The following is an 11,507-nucleotide window of genomic DNA, read 5'->3' on the forward strand; positions in this document are numbered from 1 at the left end:
GCTCCTTGTATGTTGTGCCTAGCCTGATGAGAGAGGTTATTCTCGTCAGGCTATAGAAGCACTTCCGGGGAGGCCGATCGCTCCTGAAGGCAGGGTTTGCCCCTGACCTTGTCTGTAGAGAGGCCCCCCGCCTCATTGCCCACTACGAAGAGTATCGAGAAGCCGACAAGTCGGACTTCGCATTACAAGGTTGCAGCGGCATGAAGTTCGAGGTCGGGGAACCGGAGGCCATTGTTACCTAACTCGCTTGGGAGTGGGAAGAATGAATGTCTGTGTGGGCCTGGATATTGGTTCTCGTACGTCGATCGTTGGGGTGCGTAAAGATGGGCGTCCCGCTGGACAGTGGGATATCGCTCAAACCCCTGCTGGTCGTAAGGCAGCGGTGAAAAAGCTGCAGGCGCTCAAGCCCAAGTCGATCGTGATGGAGGCGACCGGAATCTATTACCTGGACCTGGCCCTTGAGCTGCATGCTGCGGACCTTCCTGTTTCGGTGATCAACCCCAAGAGCTTCCATAATTTCGCCAAGCTGATGCTGGTGAACAGTAAAACTGACTCGATAGATGCTCAGTTGCTGTCCGAGTACGGTGAACGTATGACACCGCGCTTGTGGACACCGCCAAGCTCCGTACAGCTTGAGCTGAGGGCTCTTGGCCGGCACATCAATCGTCTGGTCGGGCACCGCACCAGGGCGAAGAATGAGCTGCATGCATTGCAGGCGACCGCTACGACCGTGTCGATGCTGATCGAAGATCAAGAGGAAGCGATTGCCACTTTGGACAATCGCATTGAGCGTTTCCGCAAAGCCGGACGTGAGTTGATCGCTCAGTGTCCGACGCTTAACCGGCAGTACAAGCAGTTACTAGCGGGCCCGGGAATGGGAGAAGTCTCGGCACTTGCTGCCTTGGCTGAGCTGACCACCCTTCCTCAAATGCTCAAGTCCTCTCAGGTCGCTCGTCATGCTGGTCTAGATGTTCGACAGACACAGTCGGGGACAAGCATTGATAAACCTGGTCGGCTCGGCAAAAGCGGGAATGCCTATTTACGGGCGGCCATGTACATGCCGGCGCTGACGGCGGTGCGCTGCGATCCTTACGCGAAGGCCTTTTATGAATCGCTGGTCAGCAGGGGGAAGAAAAAAATGCAAGCGATCGCCGCTGTCATGCGCAAGTACCTGACAGGCATATGGGCATGCATGCGCGGCGATGAACCATTTGATACGGCCAAGCTTTTCAGCTCTGAACACCTTAGAAAAGCTTGACCGCCAACAGAGTATCTACAGGGACCGTACAGGTCTTGAGAGCCGTGCTGCCCGTGTAGGAGCAGCCTTGTGCTGCGAAGAGGCCGGCACAGGCAACACAATTTTCACAGACCCAGCGCAAAGATTTGTTTCTGGTAACCACTACAGTGGTACCTGAGCGCCAGCAAGAGCGCCATTTTGACCTGATGACGAGGACCGATCATGGTTTCATCCACCCCCACGACCCATTACGCGCGCCTGTCCATTGCCCTGCATTGGCTGATGCTGGTGCTGCTGGCCGCTGTCTATGCACTGATCGAATTGCGCGGCCTGTTCCCCAAGGACAGTGCCGAGCGCAACCTGATGAAGGACCTGCACTTCATGCTCGGGCTCAGCGTGTTCGTGCTGGTCTGGCTGCGCCTGGCCATGCGCCTCAGCCGCCCTACCCCGCCCATCGTGCCCAAGCCGCCGGCCTGGCAGACCGGCCTTGCGCACCTGATGCACCTGGCGCTGTACCTGCTGATGATCGGCATGCCGCTGGCCGGCTGGCTGATCCTCAGCGCCGCCGACAAACCGGTGCCGTTCTTCGGCCTGGAGCTGCCGCACCTGATCGGTCCGGACCCGGACCAGGCCAAGTTCATCAAAGGCTGGCATGAACGCGTGGGCAGCTGGGGCTACTGGCTGATCGGCCTGCACGCGGTGGCCGGGCTGTACCACCACTATGTGCAGCGCGACAACACGCTGCTGCGCATGCTGCCCTACAAGTAACCTCGCCGGCCCTGCAGGCCACCGGTATGTACCACGATCAGGCGGGTGCCGGGCGCGAACAGCCCGGCCTCGACCTGATCACGCAAGGCCAGCAGGGCCTTGCCGGTGTAGAGGGCTTCAAGCGGTACACCGCTGTGCAACTCGCACTCGGCAACGAAGGCCAGCAGCTCATCGTCGAATTTGCCGAAACCGTCACGGCAAGCGTCGTGGAGCTGGAAACCGTGCGCACCGGCCAATGCTGCCACCGCGTCCGGCACACCATGATCCCTGGGCACAGCCAGCGCGCCATGGACGGCATGTGCACCCGCCTCGGCCAGTACCAGGCCGGCCAAGGTAGTACCGGTTCCGGCAGCCAGCCACCAGGCATCGTAGCCCGGCCAGCCCAGTGCCGTGATCTGCGCGCGTGCCTGTTCCACGATCAGGGCACAGCCCTGCGCACCAGCCGGCCCGCCGCCGCCTTCAGGAATGCAATGCCAGCCGGGGTAGCGTGCCTGCCAGGGCCCCCAGAATCCGGGTTCGTTGCGCGCGCGGTAGCCGCCGTAGCCCAGCCAGTGCAGCTCCATGCCCAGCGCCTGAAGGTCACGCACCGTAGGTGTTTCCTGAGCGTGACCCCGCAGCAGGCCGGCGGTGGCGAAGCCGAAGCGCTTGCCGGCGGCGGCCAGGGCGTGCAGGTGGTTGGAGTGGTTGCCGCCGAGGCTGATCAGGCCCGGGGCTTTGCTGACGCTGGCTTGCTGCAGGTGATGGCGAAGCTTGAACCACTTGTTGCCGCTGACCAGCGGGTCGATCAGGTCCAGCCGCAGGATGGCGGCCTCGACATTGGCAGTCGCCAGCCAAGGCAGGCTCAGGGGTTGCAGGGGCGCTTGAGGGAAGTCGAAAAGCATCGTGCGAGTTTACCAGCGAAATCCTGGGGCCGCTGTGCGGCCGTTCGCGGGCTTGCCCGCTCCCACAGGTTTGGCGCTGGCTTCAGGCGTGCGCTATCCCTGTGGGGGCGGGCAAGCCCGCGAAGGGCTGCAAAGCAGCCCCAGCAATCTCAGAGTTCCGCCGCCAACCTTGAACCTTGGTTGATCGCCCGTTTGGCATCCAGCTCGGCCGCCACATCGGCCCCGCCAATCAGGTGCACCGACTGCCCCTCCGCCACCAGGCCGTCCTGCAGCTCACGCAGCGGGTCCTGCCCGGCGCAGATCACAACGTTGTCCACCGGCAGCACCTGCGGCTCGCCGTCCGCCACGCGAATGTGCAAACCGGCATCGTCGATACCCAGGTACTCGACGCTGTTCAGCATCTGCACCCGCTTGTTCTTCAACCCGGTGCGGTGAATCCAGCCGGTCGTCTTGCCCAGGCCATCACCCACCTTGGACTTCTTGCGCTGCAACAGGTAGACCTGGCGCGCCGGGGCATGCGGCTCGGCCTTGACCCCGGCCACGCCACCACGCGCCTCAAGATGGGTATCGATGCCCCACTCCTTCCAGAACGCCTCACGGTCCTGGCTGGTGGCCACGCCCTGGTGCACCAGGTACTCGGACACATCGAAACCGATGCCACCCGCACCAATCACCGCAACCGCCTTGCCCACCGGCTTGCGCTCAAGCAGCACGTCCAGGTAGCTGAGCACCTTGGCATGCTCGACACCTGGGATGGCCGGGGTACGCGGTGCGATGCCAGTGGCCAGGATGATTTCGTCGTAGCCGCCGCTCACCAGCGCCTGTACGTCGACACGGGTATTCAGGCGCAGGTCCACGCCCGTGCTTTTCACCTTGTTGCGGAAATAGCGCAGGGTTTCGAAGAACTCCTCCTTGCCCGGCACCCGCTTGGCCACGTTGAACTGGCCGCCGATTTCGCTGGCGGCGTCAAACAGCGTCACCGCATGGCCACGCTCGGCTGCCACGGTGGCCGCAGCCAAACCGGCGGGGCCGGCGCCAACCACGGCAATGCGCTTCACTGCCCGTACTGGCAGGTAGTTGAGCTCGGTTTCGTGGCAGGCACGCGGGTTGACCAGGCAGCTGGTCAGCTTGCCGCCAAAAGTATGGTCCAGGCAGGCCTGGTTGCAGCCGATGCAGGTATTGATCTCGTCGGCGCGGCCAGCCGCTGCCTTGTTGACGAAGTCCGGGTCGGCCAGGAACGGCCGGGCCATCGAGATCATGTCGGCATCGCCTTCGGCCAATACGGCTTCAGCCACTTCCGGCGTATTGATACGGTTGGTGGTGATCAACGGAATGCTAACCACGCCACGCAGCTTGGCGGTGACCTTGCTGAATGCCGCACGCGGCACCTTGGTGGCAATGGTCGGGATACGCGCTTCGTGCCAGCCGATGCCGGTGTTGATCAAGGTCGCGCCGGCCTGCTCGATGGCCTTGGCCAGCAGCTCGATCTCGTCCCAGGTGCTGCCACCCTCGACCAGGTCGAGCATCGACAGGCGGAAGATGATGATGAAATTCGGCCCTACCGCGCCGCGCACCCGACTGACGATTTCCACCGCCAGGCGCATGCGGTTTTCGTAGCTGCCGCCCCAGCGGTCGGTGCGGTGGTTGGTATGGGCAGCCAGGAACTGATTGATGAAGTAGCCTTCCGACCCCATGATCTCGACGCCGTCGTAGCCGGCGCGCTTGGCCAGCGCCGCGCAATTGACGAAGTCGGCGATCTGTTTCTCGATGCCCTCCTCGTCCAGCTCTTTGGGCTTGAACGGGTTGATCGGCGCCTGGATTGCGCTAGGTGCTACCTGCCGTGGGCTGTAGGCGTAGCGCCCGGCATGCAGGATTTGCAGGCACACCTTGCCACCGGCGGCGTGCACGGCTTCGGTGACGATGCGGTGCTTGTCGGCTTCTTCCTCGGTGCTGAGCTTGGCCGCGCCGGAATACACCCCGCCTTCATCGTTTGGCGCAATGCCGCCAGTGACCATCAGGCCGACGCCGCCGCGAGCGCGCTCGGCAAAGTACGCGGCCATGCGCTCGAAGCCGCCGGGGCGCTCTTCGAGGCCGGTGTGCATCGAGCCCATCAAGGTGCGGTTGCGCAAAATGGTGAAGCCCAGGTCCAGCGGAGCGAGCAGGTGCGGGTAGCGGTCGGCGGCCATGGAAGGTCCCCTGGTGGCGTGATCACGGTATGCGGGCACCTCACTGGTCGGCGGGGCCCGTCGTTTGTCTGTCAGCGACATTAAACAGCTGTTTGAATTGGCTCAATGATTGAAACTGACAATTTAATGATCAAAACGAACAGGAAAACCTCGCGCTTCGTCATGAATCGTAAAAATATTTTAATGTGCTTATTGAAAACGAAAATCAAATGCAAATAATTCACATCCGATAATAAATACCGATTGGATGCTGCCTTCATGGTCAAAACCCGCCTCACCCGGCTGTCTCCCCTGTCGCTGCACCTATGCCTCGGCGTCGCCGCGGCACTGCCAACCGGCGTACTGCGCGCCCAAACGCCGGACCCGATGACACAGGAGGCTGCCAAGGATGGCGGCATACACGTACCCCCCCCAATGGAGCTGTCAGCGACCAACGTCGAAAGCCAATGGCTGGGCGCCAGCACGGAAAACACCGGCAGCTATGCGCCGGGCACCACCACCATGGGCGGCAAGGGGCCGCAGAAACTGCGCGAGATACCGCAATCAGTAACCGTCATCACCGATCAGCGCTTGCAAGACCAGCAACTGCGCAACATGGACCAGGTGATGAACCAGATGACCGGTGTTACCCGCAAGGAGGCATGGGCCAAGAACACCTATGTGTCCCGTGGCTTCGAAATCAACGATGTGCGCTACGAAGGTGGCGCCACGTCGAGCATGCTCGACAGCAGCCGCTACGAAGACCTTGCCCAGTTCGACAGCGTCGGCTTGCTGCGCGGTGCCGACGGTTTGTATGGCGCAGGTGAACCGGGCGGCGTGATCAACTTCAGCTACAAGCGCCCGCTGTCGCAGCCGCAGGTAAAAACCCTGACCTCGGCCGGCAGCTGGGACAACTACCGCGGCGAATTCGATGTAACCGGCCCTCTGGCAATGGATGGGCGTCTGCGCGGGCGCTATGTAGGCGTACTGGAAGACAAACGCAACTTCGTCGACTACGACCACAAGAAACGCAACCTCAATTATGTGTCGTTCGAGTTCGATGCCAGCGACGATACCCTGCTGTTCTTCGGTGCCAGCCACCAGCGTGACGACCTCAATGGCGTGCGCAATACCCTGGGCCGCTTCTCCGATGGCAGCGACCTGGGCCTGTCGCGCAGCACCAACCTGACCACCCCCTGGAGCTGGAACGATATCGAGAACACCACGGTGTTCGCCCGCCTGGACCAGCAACTGAGCGACAACTGGAAAGCCGTGGCCAACGTGCGCCACAACATCAACCGCAACGCGCAGAATGTGGTGGAGCTGGAAAACCCCATCGACCCGGCCACTGGCAACGGCGGCTCGTGGTGGAACAACCAGCATGATTTCAAAACCACCAACACCACCCTGGACCTGAACCTGCAAGGCTCGTTCGACGCGTTCGGCCACATGCACGACCTGACCGTGGGGGTGGACGGCAGCAAGCTCAAGAGCCGTGGTGGCAGCTACTGGAACTTCCTTTACGACGACCTGATCTTCTCGCCGACCCTGCCGGACCGCTTCCCCACGGCGCAGAACTTCCCGGACACCAGCACCGATGTGCGCAAGGCAGGCGCCTATACCTCGCTGCGCATCCGCCCGGTGGACGACCTGTCGCTGATCATCGGTGGCCGCTACACGCTCATGGAAGACACCGAGTATGTCGGTGCCAATGGCCAGAAGCTCAACTCTATCGATGAGGACCGCCAGTTCGTGCCGTACTACGGCATCGTCTACGACCTCAGCGAAACCACCAGCCTGTATGCCAGCCACGCTGAAATCTACAAGTCGCAGGCTACCCTGCTGCAAGGGCCGCCACCAGGCAGCAAGGCCCTGGAGCCGTTGACCGGCACCAACTACGAGGTCGGCATCAAGCAGGAGATTGCTGACGGCAAGCTGCTGGCCAGCTTTGCCTTGTATCGTATCGAGAAGAAGGGCGAAGGCCAGATCGATCCCGACTACCCACGTCAGTGGGGGTCTGTCACCTCATGCTGCTATGTCGGCAATGGTTACCAGCTGAGTCAGGGCTTCGAATTTGAACTGAACGGCGAAGTGCTGCCAGGGCTGCAAGTGGCGTTGGGCTATACCTACAACGCCAACGAGAACAAGCGCGAAGGTGATGCCCGCTTCAGCACCCATACCCCGCGCCACCTGTTCAAACTGTGGACCGACTACCGCTTCCAGCGCCTGCCGGCACTGAGCCTTGGCGCCGGGGTGATCGCCCAGAGCGAGCACAGCGAGTCGGGCACCGTGGTGCCTTTGGGCGGTAGCGAATCGCTGGACTACTCCTTCGTGGAAAGCGGCTACGCCATCTACTCGGCACGTGCCGCGTATGATCTGGACGAACACTGGACCCTGGCCCTGAACGCCAACAACCTGTTCGACAAGACCTACTACAGCACCGTGTCTTCGACCGGCTACGGCAACCTGTATGGCGAACCACGCAGCTTCCTGGTCAGCCTGAGCGGCAAGTTCTGATGCTGCCTCCGGGGCCGGTTGCGGCCCCGGTACAACCAAATCGCACAATTGACCTTCCGCTGGGCGCCGGTTTGCTCGTACCCTTGTCACAGTTTCAACTGAATAGACACGGCCAATGCGAAAACTGCTTGCTGGCGCCCTGGCGCTGGTCTTCCTCGCCGCCCTCTGTGGTTATGGCTTCTGGACCCAACAGCGCCCGGAAGGCCACTACCTGTCCGACCTGCGCATCGAACTGGCACTGAACCATGGCGTGCCAGGGGAACACGGCAACCTACTGGGCGTCGAGCCGCTGCTGTACCCGGGGGACTACCAGAACCTGCAGCGCCTGCACCGCAAGCTCGCCGCTTACCTCGAACAGGCCCGCGCACAAGGACTGATAAGCCCGCGCACGGTAGTGGTGCTGCCGGAGCACATCGGTACCTGGCTATGGGCTCGCGGCGAAAAGAACGAGCTGTATCAGGTCACGCAAAGCCGCGAGGCCTTGCAATGGCTGGAGCTGAGCAACCCGCTGCGTTACGGCCTGGCCATGCTGGGTGCCGACGGCGACGATTGGCGCGCGGATGCACACCTGCGCATGAAGGCCGAGCAGATGGCCGCGGACTACCAACAGCTGTTCGGCGGACTGGCCAAGGAGTTTGGCGTCACCCTGGTGGCCGGCTCCATCGTGCTGCCTGCGCCTTACGTGAAACAGGGCGTGCTGCACGCCGGCAGTGGCCCGCTGTTCAATAGCAGCCTGGTGTTTGCCGGTGATGGCTCACTGCTGGGCCAGCCACAGCGCCAGCAGTTCCCCGACAGTGAAATGCGCCGCTATGTCCACGATGGCCGCCAACAACCCCTGCAAGTGGTGCAAACCCCTGCCGGGCGCCTGGGTGTACTGGTGGGCAGTGACAGCTGGTACCCGGAAAACCATCAGCAACTGGCACAACAAGCGGTACAACTGATCGCCAACCCGGTATTCCTCAGCGGCAAGGGCAGTTGGGAAGCGCCATGGCGTGGTAATCGCCACCAGGAGGCCAGCGCCGGGCTGCCCCTGCAACGTGGCGAAGTCAGCGAACAGAGCGCCTGGCAACGCCTGACCGAGGCCGCAGGGGCCAGCGTCAGCAGCATGAGCGTGTTCATGCGCGGGCAGTTCTGGGAACAGGCCAGCGACGGCCAGGGCTTTGCCCGCCAGTCGGGTGAGTTGCTGGCGGGTACCCCCAGCCATGGCGCTCGCCTGCTGAACCTGTGGCTATAGGCCCATGGCCCGCCCCCGTGTACGCCTGGGCGACCTTTCAGTAGGCTTTGTCCAGCCGCTGGCCGATGCCCTGCGCGAGCTGGGGCACGAGCCTGAGCCTCTGCTGCGCCGCTATGGCCTGGATGCACCCCGCCTCGCAGAGGCCGGCGCGCGCTTGTCGATCCCCCGTTACATGCACCTGGGCCACGCCGCCATCGAGCTGTGCGGTGAGGCCGCGCTGGGCCTGCACATGGGGCGCCTGAGCCGACTGGCGCATGCCGGCCTGGCCGGGGTCACCGCCGCCCAGGCGCCGACTCTGGGCGATGCGGCGCGCACCCTGCTGCGCTTCGAGCCCCTGTATGCGGCCAACTACCGTGGCCATTCCAGCTTCGAGGAAGATGCCCAGGGTGCCTGGCTGCGCTTCTACTCCATCAGCCCCTACAACGCCTACAACCGCTTCGTGGTCGATTCACTGCTTGCCGGCTGGCTGGCGCAGCTGGCCGATCTGGCTGGCACAACGGTGCAGGCCGAGCGCCTGGACATCGAATTTTCCGCGCCCACCTATGCGGCGCGCTATCAGCCGCTGTGCAGCGCACCCATACAGTTCGCGGCCGAGGGCAACCAGCTGCGTCTGAGCCGCGCCACACTGCAGCTGGCCAACCCCAGGCACTGCCCGAGCACCTGGCAGCATCTGCTGCAGCTGTGTGAGGCGCAAATGCAACAGCTTACGCGGGTGCGCAGCCTGGGTGAGCGCATTACTCATCTGCTGGGCCCGCTGCTCAATGGCGGCCGTGAACCGGACCTGGAAGAAGTGGCGCTGCACTTGCAACTGCCCACCTGGACCCTGCGCCGCAAGCTGGCCGAGGAAGGCACGCGCTTTCGCGACTTGCTCAATGAAACGCGGCGCGACCTGGCCGAGACCTATATCCGTGACACGGAGCTGGCCTTTGGCGAGATTGCCTATCTGTTGGGGTTTGCTTCGGCCGAGGCCTTCCAGCGCGCGTTCAAGCGCTGGACGGGCCTTACGCCGGGGGAGTTCCGCCGCAGCCAGCGGCGGGCGGGCTAAAGCTCGGTAGCGTCTTCAGCCGGTTCCGGGGTGTCCAGTTCGTAAGCCTGGGTTTCGAGTAGTTCTTCCTGGTATTCATCCATCGCCCTGCGTCCTCTTTGCTCGTTTTGTCTTCGTAGGTATCACCTTCAGCCTAGGCAGGTGGGATGAAGAGATGATGACAAGCTTATGAGTGGTAAACGTAGCAGGTGTTCAGGAAGTTATCGCGGGGTGTCTGTAACAGGGAATGTTTACAGCCTGTACCGGCCTCTTCGCGGGTAAACCCGCTCCCACAGGTACTGCACAGAGTTTGAGATCGGTGCAGTACCTGTGGGAGCGGGTTTACCCGCGAAGAGGCCGGTACAGGCAAACAGTCAAAGGGAAGGCGATGCGGCCTCGGCAGGCTGGGCTTCGTGCTGCACCTGAATCGGCGCCGCTTCGGCCGGCGGCGCGACAGGCTGCGAGCCCTGGCTATCATTCACCACCGGTGCCGCTGCTGCTTCACTGGCCGGGGCAACGGCCGTAGCCGCTGGTGCAACTTGCGCCACAGGTACGGCTTCCGAAGCCGGGGCAGGTGCCACCGGGTTCGCAGCCGCCTGCTCCGGCAGCCCCAGTTCCACCGCGGGTTTCTGTACCTTGGGCGCCTCGACCTTGGCCTCTTCGACCTTCTTCGGCTTGGGCTTGGGCAGGTAGCTCTCTACCAGGGCGAAATACCGGTCATAGAACTGCGCCGCCGTCACCGTTTCGCTGGCCACCTTGACCATCGAGTCGTCGCTGGAGCCGATCGGCATCGATACCGAACCCAGCACGCCCACGCCAAGGCTGGCGGAGGTGTTGGACTTTTTCAGCGCGTAACGGTCCTGCAGGGCGTTGGCGAACATGGTCGAACGCTGTTCATCACTTACATCTGGCGCACAGGTCACGTTGAAGCTGATCTGCAGGTGGTTCTCGCTGTTCTGCTGGAAGCTCTTGTTGCCCACCACCTGGTTGGCGCCGCTGTTGGTGATGATGTAGCCCTGGCTGAGCAAGGCACGCCGGGCGGCCTCGCAAGAGCCGGCATCGCTCACCGGAAAACTGCGCGAGAAGGTACCCGAGTCATCGAAGTTCTCGTGCTCGTACACGGCGGTTTTTTTCGAGGAACAACCGGCCACCCCCGCCAGCACCAGGGCCAGCCCGAGCGCACCAAAGACGGAAGATCTGATCATTGCGAATTCCGGGTAAGTCGAGAAGGTGCCTATTGTGCAACACAGCAGGCAGGCACAGGAACCACTGGTCGGTGAAGAGTCTGTCAGGTTGGTGTAAATCTGGGTAAAGCCGGGGGTTTCCAGCCGTAGAAACAAAAAAAGCGACCCGAAGGTCGCTTTTTTCGTGCTTCAAGGCGTTCAAGGGGCCTTGAGGCTAAGATGGCGCAGCGGACGGGACTCGAACCCGCGACCCCCGGCGTGACAGGCCGGTATTCTAACCGACTGAACTACCGCTGCGTATCATTCAGGCTTGCGCCCGATTGAAACCTGGGTCTACCCTTCCGCCGCAATGGCCTCAGGGCAGGCACAAAAAAAGCGACAACAGGATCGCTTCTCTTGTGTTTGCTTCAAGGTGTTCTAGGGACCTTGAAACGAAGATGGCGCAGCGGACGGGACTCGAACCCGCGACCCCCGGCGTGACAGGCCGGTATTCTAAC

The 11,507-nt window shown here is 62.4% G+C and carries 8 protein-coding genes and 1 tRNA gene; 5 read left to right on the plus strand and 4 right to left on the minus strand.

The window, feature by feature from the left end; translation table 11 throughout:
- Positions 1-262: 262 nt before the first annotated feature.
- Positions 263-1,258: an IS110 family transposase gene (locus E8E78_RS04945; RefSeq protein ID WP_016497900.1), complete on the plus strand. Its 996-nt coding sequence runs from the start codon at positions 263-265 to the stop codon at positions 1,256-1,258.
- Between the two features lie 201 nt (positions 1,259-1,459).
- Positions 1,460-2,005: a cytochrome b gene (locus tag E8E78_RS04950; protein ID WP_016500850.1), complete on the plus strand. Its 546-nt coding sequence runs from the start codon at positions 1,460-1,462 to the stop codon at positions 2,003-2,005.
- Here the strand turns inward: E8E78_RS04950 and E8E78_RS04955 are convergent.
- Positions 1,996-2,886 carry a pyridoxal-phosphate dependent enzyme gene (locus tag E8E78_RS04955; RefSeq protein ID WP_049274299.1) on the minus strand — a complete coding sequence of 297 codons (891 nt, stop codon included), beginning with the start codon at positions 2,884-2,886 and terminating at the stop codon, positions 1,996-1,998. The genes E8E78_RS04950 and E8E78_RS04955 overlap by 10 nt on opposite strands.
- A gap of 149 nt (positions 2,887-3,035) precedes the next feature.
- Entirely contained in the window at positions 3,036-5,072 is a 2,037-nt protein-coding gene (locus E8E78_RS04960; RefSeq protein ID WP_197863776.1) for an NADPH-dependent 2,4-dienoyl-CoA reductase, read from the minus strand.
- A gap of 258 nt (positions 5,073-5,330) precedes the next feature.
- Between E8E78_RS04960 and E8E78_RS04965 the strand changes: the two genes are divergently transcribed.
- From E8E78_RS04965 to E8E78_RS04975, 3 genes are all read left to right on the plus strand, one after another.
- Entirely contained in the window at positions 5,331-7,568 is a 2,238-nt protein-coding gene (locus tag E8E78_RS04965) for a TonB-dependent siderophore receptor (protein WP_084967218.1), read from the plus strand.
- A gap of 115 nt (positions 7,569-7,683) precedes the next feature.
- Positions 7,684-8,802 (plus strand): nitrilase-related carbon-nitrogen hydrolase, encoded by a 1,119-nt coding sequence (locus tag E8E78_RS04970; protein ID WP_049274304.1) that lies wholly within the window; start codon positions 7,684-7,686, stop codon positions 8,800-8,802.
- Positions 8,803-8,806: 4 nt separating this feature from the next.
- Positions 8,807-9,847 carry an AraC family transcriptional regulator gene (locus E8E78_RS04975; protein WP_114942807.1) on the plus strand — a complete coding sequence of 347 codons (1,041 nt, stop codon included), beginning with the start codon at positions 8,807-8,809 and terminating at the stop codon, positions 9,845-9,847.
- A 353-nt stretch (positions 9,848-10,200) separates the two neighbouring features.
- On the opposite strand, the gene E8E78_RS04980 is transcribed toward E8E78_RS04975, so the two are convergent.
- Both E8E78_RS04980 and E8E78_RS04985 read right to left on the minus strand, forming a co-directional pair.
- Positions 10,201-11,031: a DUF2242 domain-containing protein gene (locus E8E78_RS04980; protein ID WP_280313613.1), complete on the minus strand. Its 831-nt coding sequence runs from the start codon at positions 11,029-11,031 to the stop codon at positions 10,201-10,203.
- A gap of 199 nt (positions 11,032-11,230) precedes the next feature.
- Positions 11,231-11,307 (minus strand) — tRNA-Asp (locus tag E8E78_RS04985).
- Positions 11,308-11,507: the final 200 nt, after the last annotated feature.

The sequence above is a fragment of the Pseudomonas sp. BN505 genome (assembly GCF_029873175.1).
In the GTDB taxonomy this organism is placed as follows: Bacteria; Pseudomonadota; Gammaproteobacteria; order Pseudomonadales; family Pseudomonadaceae; genus Aquipseudomonas; species Aquipseudomonas putida.